Source organism: Nonomuraea indica, from assembly GCF_002850745.1.
In the GTDB taxonomy this organism is placed as follows: domain Bacteria; phylum Actinomycetota; class Actinomycetes; order Streptosporangiales; family Streptosporangiaceae; genus Nonomuraea; species Nonomuraea indica.
In genome coordinates this window covers 68,343-92,546 of the sequence record NZ_KZ559485.1, presented here as the reverse complement: position 1 = coordinate 92,546, position 24,204 = coordinate 68,343, and the positions used below count along the sequence as shown (strand labels likewise).

The following is a 24,204-nucleotide window of genomic DNA, read 5'->3' as shown; positions in this document are numbered from 1 at the left end:
CATCATCCTCAACCCCCTCGGCGTGCCCGGCCGGATGAACGTCGGCCAGGTGCTCGAGATGCACCTCGGGTGGATCGCCGCCAGGGGCTGGGACATCTCCGGCATCGAGGAGGCCTGGGCCGAGCGGCTGCGCGAGAAGGGCCTCGACAGGGTGGAGCCGCGCACCAACATGGCGACCCCGGTCTTCGACGGCGCCCACGAGGAGGAGATCGTCGGGCTGCTCGACAGCACCCTGCCCAACCGCGACGGGGATCGGCTGGTGCGGCGCAGCGGCAAGGCCCGCCTGTTCGACGGCCGCAGCGGTGAGCCGTTCCCCTACCCGATCGCCGTCGGCTACGTGTACATCCTCAAGCTGCTCCACCTGGTCGACGACAAGATCCACGCCCGTTCGACCGGCCCGTACTCCATGATCACCCAGCAGCCGCTCGGCGGTAAGGCCCAGTTCGGTGGCCAGCGCTTCGGTGAGATGGAGGTGTGGGCACTGGAGGCCTACGGCGCCGCCTACGCCCTTCAGGAGCTCCTGACCATCAAGTCCGACGACGTTCTCGGCCGGGTGAAGGTCTACGAGGCCATCGTCAAGGGCGAGAACATTCCCGAGCCGGGCATCCCGGAGTCCTTCAAGGTCCTCATCAAGGAGATGCAGTCGCTGTGCCTCAACGTCGAGGTGCTCTCCAGCGACGGCATGTCCATCGAGATGCGCGACACCGACGAGGACGTCTTCCGCGCCGCGGAGGAGCTCGGTATCGACCTGTCCCGGCGTGAGCCGAGCAGCGTGGAAGAGGTCTGACGGTCGCCGGGCGCGGCCGGCGTCACACTGCCGTCCCGGCCGGGACGCCGGCCGGGGGATCGTGGCCGACGGCACCGAGGTCGAGACGGAGGTGGTGCGGCTACCTCGCGCCGCTCCCCGGCGACGAGGGGGACGCCGCCACCGCCGCGTGACCGCCGCGTTCCGGCGCGGCCGCGGCCAGGATCCGGGCGAGCTCGACCGGCTTGGTGATCATGGGCCAGTGGCCCGAGTCGATGTCCACGAGGTCGAGGTGCCTGACGTCGGGCAGCTCGGCCACGTCACCGGCGGCGATCCACTCCCGGGCCTGGGCGGGACTGAACTCGGGGCACACGACGAGGACGGGGACGTCGAACCGCCGCTCGTCCGTCAGGCGTACCACACCCTTCGTCACCCCTGCGGGGACGGGGATCGCCGCGGACGCGAAATCCCGCCTGGCCTGCTCATCGAGATCGGCGGAGTCCGGCCCCTCGAACGGACCCCAGCCGGGGAACGGCATGACGCCGTCCTTCACCTCGAAGAAGTCGGCGTAGGGCTGCCCGTCGGCGCACGGGAAGCCGCCGACGAGCGCCACCTTGGCGACCCGCCCGGGGCGTGCGTCGGCGGCCAGCCAGGCCAGGGTGCAGGCAGCGGAATGCCCGACCACCATGGGGTTTCCCGACGCCGAGTCCACCGCGGCGAGCACGGCCGCCACCTGCTCGTCCAGGGTGGCCGAGGCGGATCCGTCACCCTGCCCGGGCAGGGTGATCGGCACGGGGCGGTGGCCGAGCGTCTCGAGCTCGGAGACGACGTCGTCCCACACGGATCCGTCGAGCCACAGCCCGGCGACGAGCAGGATGTCCACGATCAGCTCTCTTTCTGCGGTGCGGTCCGGCGAGGTCCTGCCGCGCCGGTCGGTCAGGACGCCAGGCTAGGACCGATTCCGGACGTTCTCCTTCCGGTTCTCCCCGTGACCTCCTAGTGTGCTCGTGTGCCGACCGACCTGAGCCCCACCGCACGGGCGCTGCGCGCCATGGAGGTCCTCCGGGCCCGCCCCGGCGTGACGGCCGGCGAGCTCGCCGCCTGTCTGGGCGTCACGGAGCGGGCCGCGCGCCGCTACGTCGGGATCCTGCGCGAGGCGGGAATCCCCGTCGAGTCGGCCCGCGGCCCCTATGGCGGGTACCGGCTCGGGCGCGGGACGCGGCTGCCTCCGGTGGCCTTCACGGAGCCCGAGGCGCTCGGCCTGGTCATGGCGGTGCTCGCCGGCCGGCCGGCGGACGACGACCTCGGCGCCGCCCTCGGCAAGGTCATCCGCGTCCTTCCCGAGAACGTCGGCCGGCAGGCGGCGGCGCTGCGCGAGCACGCGTCGGCGGCGCCCGACCCGTGGTCGACCCGGCCCGATCCCGTCACCACGAGCGCGCTCGTGGCCGCCGTCGCGGACCGGCGGCGGGTGGTGATCGGCTACCGGAGCGAGTCCGGCAACGAGTGGGAGGCCGAGGTGGACCCCTGGGCGGTCGTCGTCCGCCACGGCCGCTGGTACCTCCTGTGCCACTCCCACCGCGCGGACGCCGTCCGCACCTACCGGGTCGACCGCGTCCGCCAGGTCCGGCGGAGCACGCGCGCGTTCGAGCCGCCCGACGGCCTCGACCCGGTGGCGGCACTGGAGAAGAACCTGGGCACGGGGTGGGAGTTCTCCACGCGTGTCGTGTTCGACGCGCCCCTGCCCGAGGTGGCGCCCTGGATCCGGCCGCCCATGGGACGGCTGGAGCCGGCGGGGGAGGGGTGCGTGCTCGTCGGCAGCACGAGCAACCCGGCGATGTACGCGCAGGAGTGGCTGCCGGCGGTGCCGTTCCCCTTCCGCGTCGAGGGCGGACCCGAACTGCGCGCCGCGGTCGCTACGCTCGCCGCGCGTCTCGCCGCCGCTCTGGCGGGCCCGCCCGAGGACGACGTCACGCCCGGCCCGGCGGGCTGACCGGCCGTGATCTGCGCCTGACCACCTCCCGGCGCGCATCACGGCCGAAAGGCGATCCGGTGCCTGTGCGGACGGCGGAGCGGCCGGCCCGAGTGCCCGGGTGACGTCGACGCGGTCGCCCTGGCGGTCGTGGCGGCGCAGGATCTCCCCGGTGGCCGCCGGCCGGCGTTCGCGCGCAGCGGGGTTCAGGCGCGAGGGCGGCCGCGGGGCCTCGCGGACTCCGCGGTTCAGCCGATGGGAGCCGTCATGATGCGCGAGGGGCGGCTCCTGTCAGTGGTGTCGGCGGGTCAGGCGGTCGAGCAGGGAGTCCTCCTCCTCGGGGGCGAAAGGAGCGCCGGTGGCGCGGGCGCGCAGGGCCAGGGTCATGGCCTCGCCGAGGAGGCCGACGCCGATGGACAGGGTCGTCGGGCGGGCCTGTCCCAGGGTGCCCGCCGCCGTGGCCATGGCGCCGAGGCCGGCGTTGATCGCGACGGAGACGACCCACGCGAGCAGCGTCCAGCCCGTGTAGCGCTGCCAGAGGTGGCCGTGGCGGACGAACAGGCGCGGGGTCAGCCCCCGCAGCGCGCCCAGCAGCAGTCCCGTCGCGGCGCCGGCCAGCACCCAGGCCAGGTCGGCCCCGCCGGGCGGAACGGACTTGACCAGGCTGTACACGCCGATGCCGACGAGCACGGCGGGTGTGACGAACAGGTCGCGGGCACGCAGCGGCTCTCCCCGGAACCGCCGGATCACCACGGCGACGACCAGGGCGACCACCACCAGCGCGATCAGGGCTTCGCTCATGAGACCTCCGTTAATAGCATCAGCATGCTAAATAAAAATAGCATGACCGTGCTATAAAGGAAGGGTGCCGAAGATCGTGGATCCGGAGGAGCGGCGGAGACTGGTCGCCGAAGCGGTGTTCCGTGTGGTCTGCCGGCACGGCCTGGAGCAGACCTCACTGCGCAACGTCGCCGCCGAGGCCGGGTTGGCCATCGGCTCGGTGCGGCACTACTTCGCCGGGCACACCGAGCTCATGGTGTTCGCGATGCGGGAGATGTCCGCGCGGTTGATCGCCCGGCTGACCGCCCACGCCGACCGCCTCCTGGACCCGTCCGCGCCGCTCACGCCGGACGAGCAACGCGAGACCGTCGTCCGCATGCTCGCCGAGATGCTCCCGCTGGATGAGGAGCGCCGGACCGAGGTCGTCGTCTGGCTGTCCTTCGCCGCCGCCGCCCGCACCCGGCCCGAGCTGCGCGCGCACGCCGACGAGTTGTACGACGGCCTGCTCGTGCTCACCACCCGGATCCTGGAAGGCGCGCGCCGGGCCGGGCGGCTACGCCCGGACAGCGACATCGCCGTAGAGGCGCGCCGCCTCTGCGCGCTGCTCGACGGCCTGTCCCTGGAATCGGCGTTCCACCCCGGCCGGTTGGACGCCGACACCATGCTCGCCGTGCTCCGGGCCCACCTCGCCGCGCTGACGCCCGCGGCGGCGTCCTGAAGTGTCCGCAGCGACGCGCCCGGCAGGCGGCGGTCCGGACCGAGCCCGCCGGGCGGCTGCACCGGGCACGGGACGGACGCGCGGCGCGAAGTTCAGCGCTTGAGCCCCGACCGCACAGCGGCCGTGATCAGGTCACGGGCCGGTCGTGGCGTGTCCAGGAACGTGGGCAGGTCGCTGCGCCTCGCCTCCAGCAGGCCCGCGCCGATGTTGGCGAAGGTCGAGATCGAGTGGCCCGCCTGGTACGCCTCCAGTCCCGCCAGCCCCGCCCGCGCCTCGCCCAGCGGCACCGGCCGGTAGGCGATGTCCCGCCCCAGCGCCTCGGACAACACCTCCGCCAGGTCGTGCCCGCCCACGGCGTCCAGCCCTTCCAGTTCGTACGTCCGGCCCGCGTGCCGCCGCGCCCCGCCGGAGGCGACGTCCCGCCATGCCTCCGCCGCCACCCGCACGGCCACCGCCGCGAGGTCCTGCCTGGCCACCACCGACAGCCGTCCCTCGCCGAAGGGCGCCGCGAACACCCCCGTCTCAGCCGCCGCCGCGGCACCGGCGAGTGCCAACCCGGCGGGGATCTCGGCGTACAGCCCGTTGCGCAGCACCGTGACGTCGAAGGGCGCCTCGGCCAGCCGCGCCTCGGTCCACCGGTGGGCCAGGGCGATCGTGAGCCGCTCTCCCGACTCGGCCAGGCTGGTGTAGATCACATGCTCGACACCCGAATCGGCCGCCGCCCGCACGACCGCGCCGTGCCGGGCCAGCACGACGTCGTCCTCGGCGTACCCCGCCGACACGAACACCAGCACCCGCGCCCCCGCGAACGCCGGGCCCAGGGTCTCAGGGCGGTCGAAGTCGGCGTGCCGAAGCGTCGTGCCGTCGCCCGAACTGCTGGCCCCGGCCACCTCCGTCCCGGCCACGGCCCGCAATCCTTCCAGGATCGCCCCGCCCAGCGCGCCCGACGCACCCGTAACGACAATCATGAGACCCCCTAATGTGGTTCTGCCAGGTGAAACCAACCCAGCATGGGCGAGGTCCAGCGCTCGCCGTAAGGAGGCACTTTCATGTCAGTCGCGCACACACAGGTAACCCCCCAGGCCGGGGGCCCGTGCGGAGACGACGACTGCGGCATCCGGGAGGTGCTCGACCGCATCGGGGACAAGTGGACGGTGCTGGTGGTGATGGAGCTGTCCAAGGGGGTGCGGCGCTTCCGTGAGCTGCACCGGGCGATACCCGGCATCTCCCAGCGGATGCTGACGCTGACCACGCGGCGGCTGTGCCGGGACGGGCTGGCCGAGCGCACCGCGTACCCGACGATCCCGCCGCAGGTGGAGTACCACCTGACGCCGATGGGGCGCAGCCTCGCCGAGGCCGTCCGGCAGTTGGCCGACTGGTCGCGCGAGCACAAGGACGGCATGCAGGAGGCTCGCGCCCGCTGGGACGCCGAGCATCCCGACGAAGGCTGAGGCGCCAGGCCGGTCGAGCGTCGACGCGACAGGTTCACGTCGTACGCGACGCAGACCCGTCCGCCTCCCGCAGCCCGTTCACCAGGGCGTCGACGTCCTCCCCGGGGATGCCCTCGGCGTGCGGCACGGGATGCGGTCCCGGTTGAGAACGATGATCCCGTCGGTGGTCGGCTCGGGCTCGTTCGGGCCGCGCGGTGGCGGTCCGGTGGGCGGTGGTCTTCACGGGAGAAGCCCGTGCACGAGAGCGCGCACACCCTTGCCGTAGGTGTCGCGGACGGTCAGCTCCTCCCATCGCGCGGCCACCTGGCTCAGCCGGGGGAACTCCTCGGCGTCCAGCTCGGCGAACACCCGTTCGCGGTGGGTGGGCCTGCCCTCCTCCCGCCGTCTGCGCGCCGCCGCCCGGCCGCCGATCTCGCCCGCCGTGTAGTGCCAGATGATCCGGTACGCGTCCACGGCCTCCTCCATCGTCAGCCCCGCGCGTACCGCGGCGTCGACGATCCGCTCCGGATACCACAGGGCACCCACCGACATCAGGTCGTCGGCCCTCAGCACGTCCACGGCCCAGGGGCACCCCGACACCGCCTCGTGCATGGCCATGGCGGCGGCCACCACGCGCTCGCGCGGCTCCTCGGGCAGCTCGGGCCGGGGGAGCCCGGCCGCGTAGTCGTCGAGCAGCAGCAGGAGCAGCTCCTCCTTGTCGCGCACGTGGTGGTAGAGCGCCATCGCTGTGCTGCCGACCTCCCTGGCCAGCCTGCGCATGGTGAGCACGCCCACCCCCTCTTCCTCGATCACCCGGAGGGCTGCGGCCACGATCTCCGCCCTGGAGATCCTGGGCGGTCTTCCTGTACGCGTCGACATCCCCTCATGCTAGTTTCTATACATGTATAAAAATGCATCGGTCGTCGCGGTGCTCGCTTTCGCGGTGGCCGTGGGAACCCTTCAGATGACCGTCGTCGTGCCCCTGCTGCCCGGCCTCGGACGACAGCTCCACGCCTCGCCCACCACCGTCTCGTGGACGCTGACCGCGGGGCTGCTGTCGGGTGCCGTCTCGATCCCGCTGCTGGCACGGCTCGGCGACATGTACGGCCGCCGCGCGGTGTCGCTGGTGGCGCTCGGACTGCTCCTCGCCGGGTCGGCGCTCAGTGCCGTGGCGGGCACGCTTCCCCTGCTCATCGTCGGCCGGGTGCTGCAGGGCACGGCCGCGCCGCTGCTCCCGCTGGCCATGGGCCTGGTCAGGCAGGTGGTGCCCGGCCACCGGCTGCCCGGCGCGATCGGGGTGCTCAGCGCCACCATCGGCGTGGGGAGCGGCGGTGGCATGATCCTCGCCGGGCTGCTGGACGGGAACCACCGGACGGTGTTCTGGGTGCTGGCCGGACTGGCCGCGCTGAGCTTCGTGCTGGTGGCGGCCGTCGTGCGTGAGGCTCCCGCGCCCGGGTCCGGGCGGCCTGACCTGGCCGGGGCGGCGCTGGTCTCGGTGTGGCTCTCCTGCCTGCTGCTGGCGATCAGCAAGGGCACGGACTGGGGCTGGACCTCGCCGCTGACGCTGGGCCTGTTCACCGCGGCGGTGGCGGTGGCGGCGGTGTGGGTGGCGACCGCCCGCCGTACCGCGTCGCCGCTGATCGAGATCCCCATGCTGCTGCACCGGGGGACGGTGGGGGCGACCGTGGCCTCGTTCCTGCTGGGGTTCGCCCTGTTCGCCGCCATCACGACGGTGTCGGCGGTGGCCCAGGGGGCGCTCGGCGCCTCGGTGCTGCAGGTCGGCGTCTACCTGCTGCCGACGACGATGCTGATGCTCGTGGTGTCCGTGCTCGCGGGCCCGCTGATGCGCCGCTTCACCGCCTCCGCGCTCGTGGCGGGCGGCTCCGCCCTGGTGACGGCCGCCGCCCTGTGGCTCGCGATGTCCAGGTCCTCGGGCGCGGACCTGTACGGGGCCGCGACGGTCCTGGGACTGGGGATCGGCCTCGGCTACGCAGCGCTCGGGACGATGGCCGTCGAGCACGTGGAGCCCGCCAAGACCGCGGCGGCAGGCGGCGTGAACGCGCTGGTCAGAGTCGTGGGCAGCAGCGTTGCCGGGGCGGTGGGGGCGGCGGTGCTGTCGAACGGGGGCGCCGGGTGGGCCTTCGGCGTCGCTGCCGGGGCGGCCCTGCTGGCGGCTCTCTTCGCCGCCGCCTACGGGAATCTCTCGCGGAAGCAACCGGCATGACGCATCCGTCACAGGCCGAAGCGAAGATCTCCCTGCCCGATAATCGACGCATGACGAACTCTCCCCAGATGGCGCGGTTCTTCGACGAGTTGGCCGACGGGTACGACAACGACCATCACGACGAGATCGCCCGCCTGTTGCTCGATCTGGCCCGACCCGCCCCGGGCGCCGTGGTCGCCGACGTCGCCTGCGGCAACGGCGCCATCGCGCTCGATCTCGCCAGGATGGGTGTCGCCACCCCTGTCCTGGCCGTGGACATCTCCTCCGGCATGATCGCCGTCGGCCGTGACCGGGCCGAACGGGCCGGCCTCACCGACGCGATCGACTGGCGGGTGGCACCGGCCGTGCCCCTGCCCGTCCCCGACGCCTCGCTCGACCTGGTCCTCTGCTCGTCGGCGCTGCACTTCCTCGGCTCCGGAGCGCTGTCCGACTGGCGCCGTGCCCTCCGTTCCGGGGGCCGGGTCGGCTTCACCCTCCCGGTGGCCTCGCACTTCCGGCCCACCGGCCCGTTCGTCGAGCTGCTCGCCCCCGACGTGCCCATCCCGGACACCGTCGACGACGCGCTGGCGTTCGTCGCCACGGCGGGTTTCGTCGAGGCCGAGGCGCGCCTCGCGCAGGTCGGCTCCCGCTCGGTGATCGCCACCGTCGCGACCAGGCCCTGAGCGCGCTCGTCACTGACGCGAACGCCCTGCGCCGCGGTGCCGGAGGCCGTCCGCAGGCCCGAGGCCGTCCGCAGGCACGCCGGTCCGCCCCCGCGCGCGAAGACGGCAGGGGCGCGTCAGGGCTTGGCGACACCGAGGTCGACCGGCAGGGACAGCGGGCCGATCGTGAAGAACGACGGGGAGTAGGGGATGTCGTCGGGGTCGATCGCGAGGCTGAGCTCCGGCAGCCGCCGGTACAGCGAGGCGAGCGCCAGCCGGCTCTCCAGCCGGGCCAGCGGCGCCCCGATGCAGTATCGCGGGCCATGGCCGAAGCCGAGGTTTCCGTTCCGCTCGCGGGTGATGTCGAACCGGTCCGCGCTGGGGCCGTACTCCGCCGGATCGACACCGCTCGCCTGGTAGACCACACCCACCGCATTGCCCTGGGGAATGTGCACGCCGGCGATGGTCACGTCCTCCGCCGTGAAGCGGAAGCTGGTCATCATGACCGAGTGGCGGTATCGCAAGGTCTCCTCGACCACGTCGGCCCAGCGGTCCTCGGCCTTCGCCAGCGCGAGCTGGTCAGGGTTCTGGGCCAGTGCCACGACGGCGTGCCCGAGCAGGTGGACGGTGGTCTCGTGGCCGGCGACGAGCATGAGCCACAGGATGCCGACGAGCTCGTCGGTGGTGAGCCTGTCACCCTCGTCGCGGGCCTGAACCAGGCCGGAGGTGAGGTCGTCGCCCGGCTCGCGCTGCTTGCGCTCCACCAGCTCGTGCAGGAAGGCCTGCAGTTCGTTCTGCGTCGTGAACGCCACGTCGGGCGGAGTGGTGTGCGCCAGCAGCGCGGCGGTCCAGTTCCGCAACTGGAGCCGGTTCTCGGCGGGCACACCGAACAGCTCGCAGATCACCCACATCGGCAGGGCCTCGGTGAAGGCGGGAACCAGGTCGACGCCGTCACCGGCGGCCACCACGTCGTCCAGCAGGCCATCGATGATCTGCTGGATCCGCGGCTCCAACGCCTGCACCCGCGCCGGCGTGAACGCCCTGCCGATCAGGCCGCGCAGCCGCCTGTGGTCGCCACCGTCCGTGGTCGACAGGTGACCGCCCTGAACGATGGCGCGAAGCGGCCAGTCGTCGGGGATCGATCCGTCGTGCAGAGCGGGCCAGTGCTGGGGATCCCGGAGGAAGGTCCTGTTGTCCCCGGCGAGGATCTCGCGTGCGGCCCTGTGGGTCAGTGCCAGGTAGGCCGGCACGCCCCCGGGGAACTCCACCTCCACCACGGGAGCGATCTCCCGTAACCGGATGCAGGTGTCGAGAAGGTTCTCGTCGGCGACGGGGAATGGGGGGAGGTTCGGTGCCATGTGATGCCTTTGGGGGAGCAGTGACAACTGAGCCCATCCAACCTTCATAGCGATCTTCAACCAAGGCGGGTCGGGAATCGTAGCGCGATGGTTACCTTCCGCTTCCGCGGGCGGACGACCGGCAGTGCACGGCGAGCCGATCGGGCATTGACCGTCGCGCCTCTCGACTGCAATGATCTTGAACGGTTGAGCGGCGAGCGGGATCCGCGTTGGTTAGGGTGCCCTTCGCCGGTCGTTCTCGGGGAGTCTCCCCGGCTTGAGATCGAGAGCGAGGAGATGTCGATGAAGAAGAAGCTCGAAGTCAAGATCAGGAAGCTCGAGAAGATCGAGACCACCATCAACCGCGGCGGATCCAGCGGCTGATTCACGGACGCGCAGAACCGGTCGGCTGTCGCCCGGCCGGTTCTGCTTTTACTGTGCGAAGGAGAGGGTGGCCGAGTGCGTCTGCCCAGGGTGAAACGCGTCCACCAGCCGTTCGTGCTGCCCGGGAATCGTATCGTCATCGGACTGTCCCAATTCGGGGTGGCCTCGGAGATAGCCGACGACGAGGACGGCAGCATCGCCACGATCCTCGCCCTGATGGACGGCACCCGGACCATTGACGAGATCTGCACCGACTTCGTCCGGACCCATCCCGACGTGGATGACGACAGTGTGCGCGGCGTCATCGCCGACCTGGTCGGGAGCGGTTTCGTCGAGGACGCGGGATCGCCCGTGCCGGACAACCTCACCGAGCGGGACCTCGCCCGGCACGAATCGGCGCGCCACTTCTTCAGCTGGATCGACACGTCGCCACGCACATCACCGCACGAGGTCCAGTCCAAGATCAAGAACGCGAGGGCGAGCCTGCTCGGCGTGGGCGGCACCGGATCTGCCGTGGCGGCGGGGCTGGTGTCGAGCGGCATCGGCGCCCTGCGGATCGCCGATTACGACCGCGTCGAAGAGTCGAACCTGACCCGCCAGCTTCTGTACGCCGAGACGGACCTGGGCAAGCCCAAGGTGGACCAGGCGATCGCCCGGCTGCGGGCGATGAACAGCGCGGTCCTGGTGACCGGCAGCGACACCAAGGTGACCGGCCCCGACGACGTCGTGGAGCTGATGACCGGCTGCGACCTGTTCGTCCTCTGCGCGGACGAACCGCATCCGGAGATCGTCGAGTGGACCAACCAAGCGGCCCTGCGGACCGGCACGCCGTGGTTCATGAGCCTGTACACCGGGCCGATGGTCGTGGTGGGCTCGTTCGTGCCCGGTGAGACCGGCTGCTGGGCCTGCCTGGACCGGCAGGAGGAGGCACGCAAGGAGAAGGAGGTCGGGCGGCTGCTGGCCGAGTCACGGCCGAACGCGGTGGTCGCCGCCAGCGCGAACATCAGCGGCCACCTGTGCGCGCTGGAGGTGCTGTACCAGCTCGGCGGCCTGCCGGCGCAGACTCGCGGGAAGGTCTTCCACTGGAATCTGGCCGTCTGGGACCACCAGTACTACATCGACGTCCCGCGTGACGAGGACTGCCCGCTGTGTGGGCCGAGGGCTAGGTGAGCGCCCCGGCGGCCGAGGTCGGCGCCGGCAGCGTCGTACGCCTTCACCCGCTCGTCGTCCGTCCTGACGACGACGACCCGGAGGCGGTCATCGTCGGCCGCCCGGACCTCGGGGAGTTCGTCGAGCTGCCCGCGGTGTGCGGAGAGGTGATCCGGCTGCTCGGCGAGGGGCGTCCGGTCGCGGACGTCGAAGCCGCCGTCGCCGCCGAGCACGACGTCGAGTTGGACGTGGCCGACTTCGTGCAGTCCCTCGCCGACCTGGCCTTCGTGGCCGAGGTTGACGGGCGCCCCCTGCCCGGACCGGCATCTGCGCCGGTGAGCGGCCACTTCACGGGCATCACCGAGCGGCACGTCCGCTGGCTCTTCGCCAGACCCATGAAGCTCTTCTGGTTGGTCGTCGTCGTCGCCGCGTCGCTGACCGTCGTCTTCGAGCCCGGCCTGTTGCCCCGGCACCAGGACTTTTTCTGGAGCGGGTACACGGGGCTCTCCGTGCTGGTCAACACAGCGTTCTTCTCCGTCGTCGCGAGCGTGCACGAGCTGCTGCATCTGCTGGCGGCGCGCTCGCTCGGCGCGCCGGCCAGGATCGCGTTCGGCACCCGGCTGCACTACCTCGTCGTGCAGACCGACGTCACCGCCATCTGGGGAGTCCCCCGGCGGCGCCGGTACCGCGTCTACCTGGCCGGAATGGCCTCCGACGTCCTGCTGATCGCAACGATGGTGCTGGCCGTCGCGTACCTGCCGCTGCCCAACCTGGCCCAGGCGTTGCTCCGGGCCTTCATCCTGACCGCGCTGCTGTCCCTGCCTCTCCAGGCCCAGATCTACATGCGGACCGACCTCTACTTCGTGCTCCGGGATCTCCTCCGGTGCAAGGACCTGTTCGGCGACGGGCTCCGCTACGTCCGGTACCTGCTCGCCAGAGCGGTCGCTCCGTTGAGGAAGCCGGGCTCGCCGGTGACCGACCCGACCGGCGAGCTGTCCCCGCACGAGCGGCGCGCCGTCAGGATCTACGCCGTCGCCCTCGCGTTGGGCAGCTCCATCACGTTGACGGTCTTCGCCGCCTACGGCGCCCCGATCGTCATCACCGGGCTGGCCCAAGCGCTCACAGCCGTCTGGGACGGACTCCACGGCGGGCCCGCCCTCGCCGCGGTTGACGCCGCGCTGCTCATCCTGGTCGAGGGCGGCATACAGGTGCTGTTCCTGGTGACGTTCGTTCGGACGCGCCGGCCATGGTCCCGCCGATCGAGATCATGACGGGGCCGGCGCGTGCGGATGTTCGTCTGAGGAGGCCGCGACGAGCTCACCGCGGGCCGAACCCATGAATCACACCGGATAACCCGGGGTGAACTCGACCGGAAGCGACTCCAGGCTGCGCATCTGGATCGACGACCGCCATTCCAGCGACTCGGGGGGCACTGCCAGCACCACGTCGGGCAGCCGGTCCAGCAGCATCTCCACCGCGATGTGCGCGATGACCTCCGCGAGTTCGGGCGCGGGATGCGGGCAGCCGTGCTCGCCGTACCCGAACGACATGTGCGCGTGGTTGCTCACCGAGTCGCCGTAGAGGTCCGGGCGCACCTGGGGGTCGAGGTTCGCGGCGGCCAGGCCGCAGACGAGGAGGTCACCGGCCCGGATGCGGCGGCCGCTGAGCTGCGTGTCCATGACCGGCCACCGTCCGATGGCGATCTGCCCGGGCGCCTCCTTCCACAGCACCTCGTTCAGCGCCTGACCGATGCTGCGCCTGCCGCCCGACAGTGTCATGGCGAACCGGTCGTCCGTCAGCATGAGCTGGATCGTGTTGCCGATCCAGGTGGCCGTCGGGTCATGGGCCGCGGTCAGCGTCAGGAGCAGGTCCTGGGTGAGCTCCTCGTCGGTGAGCCCGGCGGGGTGGGCGAGCAGCCGGGAGGGCATGTCGGGCCCCGGGTACCGCCGTTTCGTCTCCAGCAGCCGGCTCATGATGGTCTGCACCCGCTGGTACGCCTCCATCGCGGCCGGCCCGCCGTTCAGGGTCGTCGCCACCTCGCCGACCAGCGCGCGGGTGTCCGGGTCCGGCAGGCCCAGCATCGAGGCGAGGACCAAAAGCGGGATCGGATTGGCGTACTGCGCCATCAGGTCGGCCCGGCCGGAGCCGATGAACGTGTTGATCAGCCCGCCGGCGACCCGCTCGCAGCGCGCCCGCAGCTCGAACTGGTCGGCCGCGGCGAGCGCGTCGCTGACCGCGCCCGCCCGGCGCTCGTGCGCCGCGCCCACCTCGAACAGCATGGACGGCTGGTAGGCGACGTAGGCGTTGAGGGGCCAGTCGGGCGGGATGTTCGGCCACTGGTTCCAGTGGCGGGAGTCGCGGACGAACAGCTTGGGGTTGCTGAGCACGTACCGCAGCTCGCGGTAGCCGAGCACCAGCCAGCCGGGCACGTCGCCCTCGAGCAGGATCGGGACCACGGGGCCCTGCTTGCGCATCTCCTCGAAGGCCCGGGCGGGATTTTGGTGGTACGCCCTGCCGTACATGGGGAAGGCGCCGTCGAACGCGCTGCGGTCGGGCCCGGCCGGAGGGGCGGCGAACCAGTGGACGGGTTCGGGCGAATGCGTGGGGTCGGTCATGAGGTCACCTGCCGGGCGGAGGACAGAGCATGGAGATGGTTGACGAGCGTGATGAGCACGGCCTTGCTGGACTCCCGTCGGCGCGCGTCGCACGCGACCAGCGGCACGTCGCCGGAGAGGTCGAGCGCGTCGCGGATCTGGTCGAGCGTGTGCGTGGGCTCGCCGAACTGGTTGTGGGCCACGACGAACGGCGTGCCGTGGTGTTCGAGCCGGTCGATGGCGTACCACGAGTCGGCCAGCCGACGCGTGTCCACCAGTACGACGGCGCCCAGCGTCCCGGAGAACAGGCGGTCCCACAGGAACCAGAACCGCTCCTGGCCCGGCGCGCCGAACAGGTAGAGCACCAGCTCGTCGTTCAGGCTGATCCGGCCGAAGTCGAACGCCACCGTGGTGGTGGACTTCGCCTCCACCCCTTGGGCGTCGTCGACTCCGATCCCCGCCCGCGTCATGGTCTCCTCGGTGCTCAGCGGGCGGATCTCGCTGACCGATTTGACCATGGTGGTCTTCCCGACGCCGAATCCGCCGACGATCACGATTTTGAGCCCGGTGGTCGCGGAGCTCCGCAACGGCATGCGCGCGACCGGATCAGAGGTTCTGGAGTCCAACGAGTACCTGCTTCAGCATGTCGGGATCGGGCAGACGCGTCTCGGCAGGGGCCGGACGCGGGTTCCTGGCGGTGATGCGTCCGGTGTCCAGCAGGTCGCACAGCAGTATGCAGACCACGCTGACCGGCAACCGCAACTCCGCCGCGATCTCCACGACCGCCATCGGGCTCCTGCAGAGCCGGAGGATGCGGGCATGCTCGGACTGCATGCCCGGAGTGGGATCGCCCTCACTCACGATCAGCGTGACCAGGTCGAAGGCGTCGTCCGTCACGCTGCTGCGCCCGCCGGTCACCATGTAGAGGCGGTCCGGAACCTCGTCCTCCAGGCGCGGCGACATCAGAGCCGGCTGCTCTGCTGCGGTTCGCGGGGTGGCGCGGTCAGGTATTCACCGATCTGCTCCACCAGTTCGTTCATGTTGTGGCCGATGACACCGGGATCGGCGTCCTCGCCCGCCACCACGGCCAGGTGCGCGCCCTCCCCGGCCTCCACGATGAACAGCAGCCCACCGTGGAACTCCGTCATGGACTGACGCAGGCCCCCCGTGCCGTCGCCGAACTCGACGGACGCCCCGTACGACAGGCTCTGGATGCCGGAGGCGATCGCGGCGAGCTGGTCGGCGCGGTCGACGGAGAGCCCGGCGGTGTGGGAGAGGCGCAGGCCGTCACGTGACAGCACCAACGCGTACCTGGTCTGCGGAGTCCGCTGCAGGAGGTTCTCCAGCAGCCACGAGAGTTCCTGATCTGAGCTTCTCATCGAGGTCCGTCCTCACCAATCTGTCGTGCCCTGCTCGCCTGATGGAAGGCCGCGAACTTCGCCGCGGTGTCGGAAGCCGGCCGCGTGGACCTGCGTTCCTGACCGGCGGCCGGTGGCGGCGGTGTGGATGCGGGTGCGGCGGCCGCGAACGTCTGCCCCCGGCGGCGTCGCGGCAGCCCGTGCAGTTCGTCGCCCGTCGCGGGGCCCGCCTGCGGGGCGGCCTGCTGGTCGCGCGAAGCCTGCGGCGGGGATGGCGTCACCCGCGGCGCCGGAGGGTTGTGGCTGATGAGCTGCTGCGGGATCATGACCACCACGCCGGTGCCGCCACGTGAGGACGGACGGAACGAGACGGTCAGGCCGTGCTTGCGGGCCAGGCATCCCACGACCGCCAGCCCGAGCCGGGACCCGGACAGCGTCGTGAAGTCCAGCGGCTCGGCGGAGACCGCGCGCTCCGCCCGGGCCAGCGCGGCCGGGCTCATCACCAGGCCGCAGTCCTCGACCGTGATCACGATCCCCGTGCTGACCTCTTCCACGTACACGTGGACCTCTTCGGTGGGCGGGGAGAAGCTGGTGGCGTTGTCCATCAGCTCGGCGAGGGCGTGCATGACGCCCTCCGCGGCGTGCCCCGCGATCGCGAGGGTGCTGACCGAGTGCACCCGCACCCGCTGGTAGGCGCTGATCCTGCCGATCGCCCCACGCAGGATGCTCTCCATCACGATCGGCTTGGTCCAGCGCCGCCCTGATCTCGCCCCGGTCAGCAGGGCGATGCTGTCGGCGAGCCGGCCGGCCTGCGCGGTCGTGTGGTCCAGTTTCAGCAGGTCGCCCAGCGTGATCCGGTCGTGGCGGTCCTCCATCTCGCGCAGGTCGGCCAGCATGCTGGTGGCCAGTGCCTGCACCCGCCCCGCGGCGCCGGCGCACGCGGCCATGGTGGCGGCACGTGCCCGCTGTTCCCTGGCGACCTCGTTGACGAAGACGTACAGCAGGTGCTGCTGGGCGGTGTTCGCCGGCTGGGGAGTGGCCGCGAGGACGGTCTCCGCCGACGCGCCTTCCCGGATGCGCATCACGGTCCCGGGCATCGTCTCCGTGGCCAGCCGGATGAGCTCCGCGTCGCCGGCGGCGAGCCGGCTGCGCAACTGCCGGATCTGGCGGGCGCCGTAGGCCGCGAACGTGACGGCGCCGCACACCAGGACGGCCGCGACAGCGAGGGTCCAGGCCAGGTGGGGCCGAGCCGGGAGGGGCGCGATGAGCACGGCCGTCAGCGACGCGGCCCCCGTGATGACGACCGTGGCCGCCAGGACCGCCAGCGATTCGCCCAGTGGTGGGCGCGCCGCGCGGTGGCGTGTGTGTACCTGTACTGACATCGATGAGCTCCTCGTCGGCGAGTGGAGCCCAGTCGTCGCGAACGCGACGCGACCGGGGCCGAACGCGCGACGACGACCTGTTCCGGCCGATCTCCTTGATCGCGGGGCGAGCGACAAAAGATCTTACAGCACTTTACTCAGCGTCATAAGACCGCGTCTCATGGCGACGCATGTGATCCTTCCGAAACTCGACATCTTGATCAACTCTCGAGTACGGTGCCATTTCCTATCAGCTCAGGCAGTACGGGAGTCGGCTCTCCATGGCAGGTTCACTTCTCGACGGCAAGGCGACGTTGATCACGGGCGCCGGCTCGGGCATCGGAGCGGCGACGGCGGTGGTGTTCGCCCGGCACGGGGCCAAGGTGATCGTCGCCGACATCGACGAGGAAGGCGGCAAGCGCACGGTCGCCGAGGTCGAGGCGGCGGGAGGCGAGGCGGCCTTCGTGTGGGTGGACGTACGACGGTCCGACGCGGTCAAGGACATGGTCGACTTCACCGTCGAGCGGTTCGGCCGCCTGGACTGCGCGGTCAACAACGCGGGCGTGGACACCGCCGGCGACGGCCGGCTGCACGAGGTGGGCGAGGAGGCCTGGGACGCCTCCATCACGGTCAACCTCAAGGGCGTCTGGTGGTGCATGAAGCATGAGCTCGCCCGGATGGTGGAACAGGGCTCGGGCTCGATCGTCAACGTTGCCTCGGTGGCCGGGCTCGTCGGCATCGAGGCGCCCTTCGTCTCCGCCTACGTCGCCGCGAAGCACGGGGTGGTGGGGCTGACGAAGGCGGCCGCTCTGGAGTACGCGACCTCCGGTATCCGCGTGAACGCCGTATGTCCCGGCGCCGTGCGCACCCAGATGGTGGACGACCTCATCGCGCAGGGAATCATGACGCTGGAGCAGACGGCGGCCTACCATCCGGTCGGCCGGTACGCCAACCCGCCGGAGATCGGTGAGGCGATCGCCTGGCTCAGCTCCGACGCGGCCTCCTTCGTGACCGGCCTGCCGATGGCCGTGGACGGCGCCATGACGGCCCGCTGACACCGCGACCGGGCCGGATCACCGCGATCCGGCCCGATCATCGCGACCGGGCCGGATCACCGTGGCCGGTGGTTGGCGAGGAGGACGCCGGCGCCGCCGAGCGCGAGCCCGGCGACGGCGAGCGGATGCAGGGACTGCCCGGCGAGCAGCCAGGCCAGCACCGCCGTCACCGCCGGCGTCAGGAAGAACACGGTGCTGACCCGGCTGGCGGACGAGCGCGCCAGCATGGTGTTGAGCAGGATGAACGCCGCGATGGAGTTGACCAGCACCATCCAGGCCACCGACCCGCCGAACGCCGTCCAGTCCGACACCCGCGGTGTCTCGACCACCAGGCAGGCCAGTCCGACCGCCGGGGCGCTGGCGAGAAGCTGGGTGGAGGTGCCGGTCCTGACGTCCATGGCGGGGACGAAGCGCTTCTGGTAGAGAGTGCCGGTGGTGAGCCCGGCCAGCCCGACCAGGCACAGCACGACTCCCCAGGCCGACAGGCTCACCCGGTCGGCCACCGCGAGCAGCACACCGGACGCGCCGAGCGCGAACCCGAGCCACTGCCGCCCGGTGACCGGTTCGCCGAGGAACCTGGCGGCCAGCGCGACCACGATCGGGCTGAGCCCTTGGACGAGCGAGATGACGGCGGCGGGGAAACCCATGTCGAGCACGGTGTAGAAGCTGCCGAACTGGACGGCCTGCATGAGCAGGCCGGAGACGGCGATGTGCGTCAGTGCCCGGCCGCGCGGCCAGGGCGCGCGGGTGATCAGGGCGTACGCGGCGAGCAGCGTCCCGGCCGCCGCGAAGCGGGCGAACATCAGCAGGAGCGGAGGCGCGGCCTCGACCCCGGGGATGCCCGCGATGAAGGCGCTGCTCCACAGCACGACGAAGAGCGGCGGAGCCAGCGCGGCGGGGGGCGGGGCTGACAGGCCCGGCCTGGCCGGCGTCATGCGATGGTCCTTCCGAGGTACGGGCACGGCTGGGGAGCGGCTCGGCGGTTCATGGCCCGCCGAGCCGCCTGGGGCGGGGTGTCCCGGGGTCAGGACGCGCGCAACGCCGAGCGGCGCAGCTCCCACAGCTTCCGGTCCGAGGTGCAGACTCCCGCCGCGCCGTGCTGGAGCGCCTCCACCACGTCGGCCTCGCCCTGCACGAACCCGGCCGCCAGGTAAGGCACGCCGAGATCCCTGGCCTGCTGCTCCATGTAACGCAGCACGACGGCGGGCATGAGCTGCACGAGGTCGGGGCGGGAGCGCGCGATGGCCTGCAGGCTCCGGTTGAGGTTGGACCGGTCGGTCACGAACACCTTCTGCATGGAGAGCAGGCCGAGCCCGGCGGCCCGCTCCACGATCGCCGCCCGGGTGGAGCAGACGCCGATCGCCCCGATGTCCCGCAGGTAGGACAGGGCGCCGGGGTCGTGTCCCAGGCCGGGGGTCGAGTCCATGTTGACGAACACGATCTTGCCGGCGTCGACCGTCCGCCGCACCGTGGCCGCCAGGTCGCCGAGCGGGACCGAGGCGAGGATGCCCAGCGGGGTCGAGGTGGCGGTGAACGCGTCCGCCATCGCCACGCTGACCAGCGACGCCATGACGGGGTAGTCCGCCAGCGCGGCCAGCAGACGCCGGTCGACCGGGCGTTTCGGGCGTGAGCTCACCGGAACACCTTACGCACGGGCCTCACCGAAGGGGCTGGGCAGCCCCAGCTTTCCCGGGTTCATGATGCCGGCCGGGTCGAGGGCCTGCTTGACGGCCACCAGCGTGCCGAAGCCGCTGCCCAGGGCCGGCTCGACGTACGGCGAGCGCAGCAGCCCGACGCCGTGGTGGTGGCTGATCGCCGCGCCGTGCCGGATGAGCACCTCGTTGGCCGCGTCCCAGGCGGCCCGGTACCACTCCCGGCGTCGGGGCCGGTCCACGTCGCCGCGCAGCGAGAAGTACAGGCAGGCGCCGTCGGTGTAGGCGTGCGACTGGTGCGCGGAGGCGCGCAGCGTGCCGGGGACGGCCTCGATCGCCGCGACCACCTCCTCGTAGATCGTCTGCAGTGCCGACCACGGGGCGGCGATCTCGCAGGTGTCGGCGACGAAGCCGGGCCCCTTGGCGAACCCGTCGCCGGACTTGCCGACGACCATGCGCTCGTCCAGCCAGCGGGCGAGGACGGGCGCGCCGTCCAGCTTCGTCGTCGCCGACCCGCCGCAGACCTCCTCGACGACCGCCATGGTGGCGTCCACCAGCGTGGGGTCGCCCTCGTCGGCGATGAGCAGCAGGTTCGTGCCGGGCTCGGCGAAGTGGGTGCCGCTCTCGTGCGCGTCGTACAGGCGCAGCACGGCGGGGGTCGCGCCGCGCTGGAGGATCTCCCGGCAGGCGTCGAGGCCGGCGGCGAACGTGTCGAACCCGTAGGCCAGGCCGCGCGCGTACTCCGGCAGCCGGTGGGTCCGCAGCCGCAGCCGCGTGATCACGCCGAGGGTCCCCTCCGAACCGATAAACACCTGGCGCAGGTCGGGGCCGACGGCGGCCCGCGGGTAGGTGCCGTAGCTCGCGGTGGTGCCGTCCGGCAGGATCACGTCGAGGCCGACGACCATGTCCTCGATCTTCCCGTACCGGGTGGACAGCTGGCCCGCCCCCCGGCAGGCGGCCCAGCCGCCGACGGTGGAGATGGCGAACGCCGACGGCCAGTGCCCGGTGGTGACGCCGTGCACCTCCTGGAGCTCCTTCTCGAACAGGTCGCCGAACATCCCCGCCTGCACCTCGACGATCATCGACTCGGCGTCGAAGGAGACGATCCGGTTGAGCCGGCACACGTCCAGCACGACCCCGCCGAACACCGGCAGGGCGGCGCCCAGCACGTTGCTGCGGCCGGCCGAGACCGTCAGCGGGATGCCGTGCGCCCGGCAGATCCGCACCACCGCCGCGACCTGCTCCTCGTCGGCGGCCTCGACGATCACGGCGTCGGGCGTGGCCGGCCGGCCGTCCGTCTCGCCGATGGACGTTCCCGCCCACCAGTCGCGGGTACGGCGGATCACCTCGTCCCGGTCGGTGTGCACGGCCGCGGCGGCCGAACGCAGCTCCGTGAGGACCTCGGCCGGAACCTCCACCACGGCGGCCTGCAGGCTGGCCGGACCCGTGCCGGGCGGGCAGGCGGCGGCCCATCGGGGCGGCGTGGGCGCGCCGACCACGTAGTCGCCCCGGTTGAACGGATGCGTGACGGTCTGCCTGCTGATCATGAAAGTCCTTCCATCAGTACGGTCTTCTCCCGCTCGACGCCGGAGACGTAGTCGTCGACCTGGCGGGCGACCTCCTCGTCGGACAGGCCCAGCTCCCGCTGGAGCAGCCGTCCGACCTCGGGGGCCGCCTTCACCGACAGGTCGCGGGCGAACAGCCGCATCCGCGTGCGGCGTGACAGCACGTCGTCGACGGTCCGCGCCAGCTCGCAGCGGGCCGCGTAGACCACCTCGGCGCGCAGGTGGCCGGCGCCCTCGATGATCGGCTCGATGAGCGACGGGTCCTCGGCGAAGAGGTCGGCCACGAAGCGCGCCTCGGTCCCGTACCGCTCGCCCAGGTGGGCCCCCACCCCGCCGGTGGCGGAGGTGGCCTCCGCGTCGTAGCCGGCGCCGCCCAGCAGGGGCAGCCGCGCCGTCCGGCAGCCGGCCCGGCGGCCGAGCACCTTCAGCGCCTCGTCGACCACCAGCTCGCCCATGTGGCGGCTGGTGGTGAGCTTGCCGCCGGTGACGGTGACCAGCCCGTGCGCGTCCGTCGAGACGCGGTGGTCGCGGCTCATGTCGAGGGTGGCGCCCTCCTTGCCGCCGACCAGGGGCCGCAGCCCGGCCATCGAGCCGACCACGTCGGCCGGGGCGAGGTCGGCGTCGAAGGCGGTGTTGGCGCCGTCGAGGAGGTACTCCATCTCCTCGCGGGTGCACAGCACCTCGTCGAGGGAGCCGTCGTAGTCGGTGTCGGTCGTGCCGACCACGACCACGTCGCCCCACCGGGTGCAGGTGGCGCGGCGGGCCCGGCCGGGGATCGGCACGGTCACGGTGCCGTCCACGGGCAGCCGGGTCCACGGCACGATGATGTGCACGCCCTTCGCGGGCCGGATCCGGGGCCGGTGGCCCGGGTCCGACAGCCCGTCGAGGGTGTCCGACCAGACCCCGGTCGCGTTGATCACCACACCGGCGCGCACGTCCACGTCCCGGCCGTCCACCTCGACGGTGGCGCCGCGTACCCGGCCGCCCTCGCGGATGAGCGCGCGGCAGGTGGCGCCGTTCAGCACGGTCGCGCCGAAGTGCGCCGCGGTCCGCGCGATGGTCAGGGTCAGGCGCGCGTCGTCGGTGCGGCTGTCGTAGTAGAGCAGGCCGCCCCTGAGCCGGTCGGCGCGCAGGCGCGGGGCGCGGACGAGGACCTCCGGCACGGTGAGCCGCCTGTGCAGGCGGCCGATCCGCCACCCTCCGGCCAGGTCGTAGGTCCACAGCAGGCCTTCGAAGGCCTTGGCGATGCGCGCGTCGAAGACGCCGTCCTGGGTGAGCACGGGGAAGACGAACGGCAGCCGCTGCACCAGGTGCGGCGCGTTGCGGCGGAACCGCTGGCGTTCGAGCAGCGAGCGCCGGACCAGCGGCAGGTTGCCCTGCTCGATGTAGCGCAGGCCGCCGTGCACCATCTTCGACGACTTGGACGACGTGCCGGAGGCGAAGTCGTCCCGTTCGACCAGCGCGACGGACAGGCCGCGGGTGGCGGCGTCCAGCGCGGTGTAGCAGCCGGTCACGCCGCCGCCGACGACGAGGACGTCGACAGGGCGGGAGGTGAGCCGGTCGAGCTGCTCGCGGCGGTCGAGCCGCAGCGGGGTGCGGCGGATGGCGTTCTTCGTCTCCGATCTCGCCTTGCGTTCGGGTAGCCGGATCACGACGTTGATTCCTCCGGTGAGTCGGGTCGGGAGCCGCCGGAGCCGGGCGGCGGCGTGGACGGCCGGCGGGGGGCGGGCGGCGGGACCGGGACGTGGCGGGCCAGCAGGTCACGCCAGGCTGCCCGGCTCTCCTGGCGTTCGGGCTCGGACAGGGACGGTTCGAAGGCGGGGGCGACCGGGAGCGCGGCGACCGCCGCCGAGACGCTCGGCCACAGCCCCGCCCGCACGCCGCCGAGGTAGGCGGCGCCGCGCAGGCTGGCGCTCTCGTGGTCGTGGGCGCGCCGCACCGGCCGGCCGAGCAGGCCGGCCTGGCTGGACATCAGGACGTCGCTGGAGGCGAGCCCGCCGCCGCAGACCAGCTCGGTGACCGGCTGCCCCATGGCCTCCTCCACGCCGTCCAGCAGGTCGCACACGGAGTGCGCGACGCCGTCGAGGATGCCGCGGGCCAGCTCCGCCCGGGTGGTGGACAGGCTGAGACCGGCCAGCAGGCCGGTCGCCTCGGGCGCCCACACGGGGGTGCGCATCCCGGTCAGGGCCGGCAGGAAGGTCACCCGGGAGGGGCCGGGGTGCTCGCGGGCCAGTCCCGCCAGCTCGCGCGGCGACGCGAACAGGCCGATCTCGTCGCACAGCCAGCGCAGCGCGGAGCCGGTCGTCGCGGCGAACGCCTCCACGCTGAACACGGGCACGCCGCGGGAGCGCCAGCCGACCAGGGTGAGCACCCCGGGCACCGGGCGGCGGTGGGCCGGCGGCCGCTCGCCGGCGACGGCGTCGAGGAACGTTCCCGTCCCGTGGACGCACATGGCCTGGCCGGGCCGGTGCGCGCCGAGCGCGAGCATCGCCGCGTGCTGGTCGCCCATGACGGACAGGATGGGCAGCCGCGCGCCGAGGACCGCCGGGTCGGTCGTGCCGAAGTCGCCGTCCTCGTCGACGATCCGGGGCAGCACGTCGGGAGGGCAGCCGAGGAACGTGACCCAGGGCTCGTGCCAGTCACCGGTGCGCAGGTCGTAGGCGCCCGCGGCGACGGCGTTCGTGGCGGACATGACGTGGCGCGCGCCCCCGGTGAGCTTCCACACCAGCCAGGTGTCGATCGAGCCGAACGCCAGCCTGCCCGCCGCGTGCGCCCGGCGGGCGGCCGCGTTGCCGGCGATCTCCTCCGCCGCCCACAGCAGTGGCGCGCGTGAGCCGACCGGCCGGCCGGTGTGCTCGGCGAGGTGGGCGTCCCATTCGGGCTCCCACGCCCGCAGCCGTGCGGCGTACCTGCGGTCCTGCCAGACCACGGCGGGGCTGAGCGGCCGGCCGGTCTCGGTGTCCCACAGCAGGACCGTCGCGCGCTGGGTGGAGATCGAGACTCCGGTGATCTCCACCTGGTGGGCGGCGGCCCAGGCCAGGGCCTCGCGGCAGACCTGGACGGTGCGCTCCCAGATCTCCGCGCCGTCCTGCTCGACGCGCAGGTGGTCGGGCGAGCTGACCGAGATGGGCAGGTACGCGGGCGGGGCCGCGCCGCCGTCGTCCAGGACGACGGCCGCGCGGGTGCCCGTGGTGCCCTCATCGATGCCGAGCACGCCGCGGCGGCGTTCCCTGGTCATCCGT

25 protein-coding genes are annotated in these 24,204 nt (G+C 72.3%); 10 read left to right on the top strand and 15 right to left on the bottom strand.

Annotation, left to right across the window (positions count from 1 at the left end; all coding sequences use genetic code 11):
* Positions 1-787 (top strand): DNA-directed RNA polymerase subunit beta (locus tag CXR44_RS33725; protein ID WP_483870014.1); only part of this gene is annotated, 787 nt, incomplete at its 5' end.
* A gap of 100 nt (positions 788-887) precedes the next feature.
* Here CXR44_RS33725 and CXR44_RS33720 read toward each other — a convergent pair.
* Entirely contained in the window at positions 888-1,628 is a 741-nt protein-coding gene (locus CXR44_RS33720; RefSeq protein WP_101790199.1) for an alpha/beta fold hydrolase, read from the bottom strand.
* 126 nt (positions 1,629-1,754) lie between these two features.
* Between CXR44_RS33720 and CXR44_RS33715 the strand changes: the two genes are divergently transcribed.
* Positions 1,755-2,735 (top strand): helix-turn-helix transcriptional regulator, encoded by a 981-nt coding sequence (locus CXR44_RS33715; protein ID WP_101790198.1) that lies wholly within the window; start codon positions 1,755-1,757, stop codon positions 2,733-2,735.
* A 270-nt stretch (positions 2,736-3,005) separates the two neighbouring features.
* Here the strand turns inward: CXR44_RS33715 and CXR44_RS33710 are convergent, their stop codons facing one another.
* A complete protein-coding gene (locus CXR44_RS33710) occupies positions 3,006-3,515 on the bottom strand; it encodes a DUF1453 family protein (RefSeq protein WP_101790197.1) in 510 nt (169 codons plus the stop codon).
* A 64-nt stretch (positions 3,516-3,579) separates the two neighbouring features.
* Between CXR44_RS33710 and CXR44_RS33705 the strand changes: the two genes are divergently transcribed.
* Entirely contained in the window at positions 3,580-4,212 is a 633-nt protein-coding gene (locus tag CXR44_RS33705; RefSeq protein ID WP_101790196.1) for a TetR/AcrR family transcriptional regulator, read from the top strand.
* A 92-nt stretch (positions 4,213-4,304) separates the two neighbouring features.
* Here the strand turns inward: CXR44_RS33705 and CXR44_RS33700 are convergent, their stop codons facing one another.
* Entirely contained in the window at positions 4,305-5,180 is an 876-nt protein-coding gene (locus CXR44_RS33700) for a Rossmann-fold NAD(P)-binding domain-containing protein (RefSeq protein ID WP_101790195.1), read from the bottom strand.
* 81 nt (positions 5,181-5,261) lie between these two features.
* Between CXR44_RS33700 and CXR44_RS33695 the strand changes: the two genes are divergently transcribed.
* Positions 5,262-5,663, top strand: a complete 402-nt coding sequence (locus CXR44_RS33695) for a winged helix-turn-helix transcriptional regulator (RefSeq protein WP_101790194.1) — start codon at positions 5,262-5,264, stop codon at positions 5,661-5,663.
* 219 nt (positions 5,664-5,882) lie between these two features.
* On the opposite strand, the gene CXR44_RS33690 is transcribed toward CXR44_RS33695, so the two are convergent.
* Positions 5,883-6,521 (bottom strand): TetR/AcrR family transcriptional regulator, encoded by a 639-nt coding sequence (locus CXR44_RS33690; protein ID WP_101790193.1) that lies wholly within the window; start codon positions 6,519-6,521, stop codon positions 5,883-5,885.
* Between the two features lie 22 nt (positions 6,522-6,543).
* On the opposite strand from CXR44_RS33690, the gene CXR44_RS33685 reads away from it, so the two are divergent.
* Positions 6,544-7,866 (top strand): MFS transporter, encoded by a 1,323-nt coding sequence (locus tag CXR44_RS33685; protein ID WP_101790192.1) that lies wholly within the window; start codon positions 6,544-6,546, stop codon positions 7,864-7,866.
* Positions 7,867-7,916: 50 nt separating this feature from the next.
* Positions 7,917-8,528, top strand: coding sequence for a class I SAM-dependent methyltransferase (locus CXR44_RS33680; protein ID WP_101790191.1), 612 nt, complete (start codon positions 7,917-7,919; stop codon positions 8,526-8,528).
* A gap of 116 nt (positions 8,529-8,644) precedes the next feature.
* On the opposite strand, the gene CXR44_RS33675 is transcribed toward CXR44_RS33680, so the two are convergent.
* Positions 8,645-9,865: a cytochrome P450 family protein gene (locus CXR44_RS33675; protein ID WP_180903835.1), complete on the bottom strand. Its 1,221-nt coding sequence runs from the start codon at positions 9,863-9,865 to the stop codon at positions 8,645-8,647.
* 87 nt (positions 9,866-9,952) lie between these two features.
* Here CXR44_RS33675 and CXR44_RS39135 point away from each other — a divergent pair, with 87 nt between their 5' ends.
* The 3 genes from CXR44_RS39135 to CXR44_RS33665 all read left to right on the top strand — a co-directional run bounded on the left by CXR44_RS39135 (position 9,953) and on the right by CXR44_RS33665 (position 12,648).
* Positions 9,953-10,228, top strand: coding sequence for a hypothetical protein (locus CXR44_RS39135; protein WP_144070184.1), 276 nt, complete (start codon positions 9,953-9,955; stop codon positions 10,226-10,228).
* 75 nt (positions 10,229-10,303) lie between these two features.
* Entirely contained in the window at positions 10,304-11,398 is a 1,095-nt protein-coding gene (locus CXR44_RS33670) for a TOMM precursor leader peptide-binding protein (protein WP_144070183.1), read from the top strand.
* Positions 11,395-12,648 (top strand): hypothetical protein, encoded by a 1,254-nt coding sequence (locus tag CXR44_RS33665; protein WP_101790188.1) that lies wholly within the window; start codon positions 11,395-11,397, stop codon positions 12,646-12,648. Before CXR44_RS33670 ends, CXR44_RS33665 begins: the two co-directional genes overlap by 4 nt.
* A gap of 69 nt (positions 12,649-12,717) precedes the next feature.
* Here CXR44_RS33665 and CXR44_RS33660 read toward each other — a convergent pair whose 3' ends face one another.
* Genes CXR44_RS33660 through CXR44_RS33640 form a run of 5 tightly spaced genes read right to left on the bottom strand, consistent with a single transcriptional unit; the run spans position 12,718 to position 16,711 of the window.
* A complete protein-coding gene (locus tag CXR44_RS33660; protein WP_245899743.1) occupies positions 12,718-13,992 on the bottom strand; it encodes a cytochrome P450 in 1,275 nt (424 codons plus the stop codon).
* A complete protein-coding gene (locus CXR44_RS33655) occupies positions 13,989-14,564 on the bottom strand; it encodes a GTP-binding protein (RefSeq protein WP_219602162.1) in 576 nt (191 codons plus the stop codon). The genes CXR44_RS33660 and CXR44_RS33655 overlap by 4 nt, the downstream gene beginning before the upstream one ends.
* 13 nt (positions 14,565-14,577) lie before the next feature.
* Positions 14,578-14,934 (bottom strand): DUF742 domain-containing protein, encoded by a 357-nt coding sequence (locus CXR44_RS33650; RefSeq protein WP_101790186.1) that lies wholly within the window; start codon positions 14,932-14,934, stop codon positions 14,578-14,580.
* Positions 14,934-15,350 carry a roadblock/LC7 domain-containing protein gene (locus CXR44_RS33645; protein WP_101790185.1) on the bottom strand — a complete coding sequence of 139 codons (417 nt, stop codon included), beginning with the start codon at positions 15,348-15,350 and terminating at the stop codon, positions 14,934-14,936. The genes CXR44_RS33650 and CXR44_RS33645 overlap by 1 nt, the downstream gene beginning before the upstream one ends.
* Complete coding sequence (locus tag CXR44_RS33640) at positions 15,347-16,711, bottom strand: ATP-binding protein (protein WP_101790184.1); 1,365 nt, start codon at positions 16,709-16,711, stop codon at positions 15,347-15,349. Before CXR44_RS33640 ends, CXR44_RS33645 begins: the two co-directional genes overlap by 4 nt.
* Before the next feature lie 260 nt (positions 16,712-16,971).
* On the opposite strand from CXR44_RS33640, the gene CXR44_RS33635 reads away from it, so the two are divergent.
* Positions 16,972-17,745 carry a glucose 1-dehydrogenase gene (locus tag CXR44_RS33635; RefSeq protein ID WP_101790183.1) on the top strand — a complete coding sequence of 258 codons (774 nt, stop codon included), beginning with the start codon at positions 16,972-16,974 and terminating at the stop codon, positions 17,743-17,745.
* Positions 17,746-17,801: 56 nt separating this feature from the next.
* Here CXR44_RS33635 and CXR44_RS33630 read toward each other — a convergent pair whose 3' ends face one another.
* From CXR44_RS33630 to CXR44_RS33610, 5 genes are all read right to left on the bottom strand, one after another.
* Positions 17,802-18,680, bottom strand: a complete 879-nt coding sequence (locus tag CXR44_RS33630; protein WP_101790182.1) for a DMT family transporter — start codon at positions 18,678-18,680, stop codon at positions 17,802-17,804.
* An 89-nt stretch (positions 18,681-18,769) separates the two neighbouring features.
* Positions 18,770-19,381 carry a glycerol-3-phosphate responsive antiterminator gene (locus CXR44_RS33625; protein ID WP_219602161.1) on the bottom strand — a complete coding sequence of 204 codons (612 nt, stop codon included), beginning with the start codon at positions 19,379-19,381 and terminating at the stop codon, positions 18,770-18,772.
* Between the two features lie 9 nt (positions 19,382-19,390).
* Entirely contained in the window at positions 19,391-20,944 is a 1,554-nt protein-coding gene (locus tag CXR44_RS33620) for an FAD-binding oxidoreductase (protein ID WP_101790181.1), read from the bottom strand.
* On the bottom strand, positions 20,941-22,614 hold the full coding sequence (locus tag CXR44_RS33615) for a glycerol-3-phosphate dehydrogenase/oxidase (protein ID WP_101790180.1): 1,674 nt from the start codon (positions 22,612-22,614) through the stop codon (positions 20,941-20,943). Before CXR44_RS33615 ends, CXR44_RS33620 begins: the two co-directional genes overlap by 4 nt.
* On the bottom strand, positions 22,611-24,200 hold the full coding sequence (locus CXR44_RS33610; RefSeq protein ID WP_101790179.1) for an FGGY family carbohydrate kinase: 1,590 nt from the start codon (positions 24,198-24,200) through the stop codon (positions 22,611-22,613). The genes CXR44_RS33615 and CXR44_RS33610 overlap by 4 nt, the downstream gene beginning before the upstream one ends.
* Between the last annotated feature and the right edge of the window lie 4 nt (positions 24,201-24,204).

What these genes read in the sequence shown, in the direction of transcription:
- CXR44_RS33630 (WP_101790182.1), bottom strand. Translation starts at nt 18,680, where the DNA reads ATGACGCCGGCCAGGCCGGGCCTGTCAGCCCCGCCCCCCGCCGCGCTG.
- CXR44_RS33695 (WP_101790194.1), top strand. Translation starts at nt 5,262, where the DNA reads ATGTCAGTCGCGCACACACAGGTAACCCCCCAGGCCGGGGGCCCGTGC.
- CXR44_RS33650 (WP_101790186.1), bottom strand. Translation starts at nt 14,934, where the DNA reads ATGTCGCCGCGCCTGGAGGACGAGGTTCCGGACCGCCTCTACATGGTG.
- CXR44_RS33690 (WP_101790193.1), bottom strand. Translation starts at nt 6,521, where the DNA reads ATGTCGACGCGTACAGGAAGACCGCCCAGGATCTCCAGGGCGGAGATC.
- CXR44_RS33635 (WP_101790183.1), top strand. Translation starts at nt 16,972, where the DNA reads ATGGCAGGTTCACTTCTCGACGGCAAGGCGACGTTGATCACGGGCGCC.
- CXR44_RS33640 (WP_101790184.1), bottom strand. Translation starts at nt 16,711, where the DNA reads ATGTCAGTACAGGTACACACACGCCACCGCGCGGCGCGCCCACCACTG.
- CXR44_RS33710 (WP_101790197.1), bottom strand. Translation starts at nt 3,515, where the DNA reads ATGAGCGAAGCCCTGATCGCGCTGGTGGTGGTCGCCCTGGTCGTCGCC.
- CXR44_RS33610 (WP_101790179.1), bottom strand. Translation starts at nt 24,200, where the DNA reads ATGACCAGGGAACGCCGCCGCGGCGTGCTCGGCATCGATGAGGGCACC.
- CXR44_RS33700 (WP_101790195.1), bottom strand. Translation starts at nt 5,180, where the DNA reads ATGATTGTCGTTACGGGTGCGTCGGGCGCGCTGGGCGGGGCGATCCTG.
- CXR44_RS33675 (WP_180903835.1), bottom strand. Translation starts at nt 9,865, where the DNA reads ATGGCACCGAACCTCCCCCCATTCCCCGTCGCCGACGAGAACCTTCTC.
- CXR44_RS33685 (WP_101790192.1), top strand. Translation starts at nt 6,544, where the DNA reads ATGTATAAAAATGCATCGGTCGTCGCGGTGCTCGCTTTCGCGGTGGCC.
- CXR44_RS33660 (WP_245899743.1), bottom strand. Translation starts at nt 13,992, where the DNA reads ATGACCGACCCCACGCATTCGCCCGAACCCGTCCACTGGTTCGCCGCC.
- CXR44_RS33680 (WP_101790191.1), top strand. Translation starts at nt 7,917, where the DNA reads ATGACGAACTCTCCCCAGATGGCGCGGTTCTTCGACGAGTTGGCCGAC.
- CXR44_RS33655 (WP_219602162.1), bottom strand. Translation starts at nt 14,564, where the DNA reads ATGCCGTTGCGGAGCTCCGCGACCACCGGGCTCAAAATCGTGATCGTC.
- CXR44_RS33620 (WP_101790181.1), bottom strand. Translation starts at nt 20,944, where the DNA reads ATGATCAGCAGGCAGACCGTCACGCATCCGTTCAACCGGGGCGACTAC.
- CXR44_RS33645 (WP_101790185.1), bottom strand. Translation starts at nt 15,350, where the DNA reads ATGAGAAGCTCAGATCAGGAACTCTCGTGGCTGCTGGAGAACCTCCTG.
- CXR44_RS39135 (WP_144070184.1), top strand. Translation starts at nt 9,953, where the DNA reads ATGGTTACCTTCCGCTTCCGCGGGCGGACGACCGGCAGTGCACGGCGA.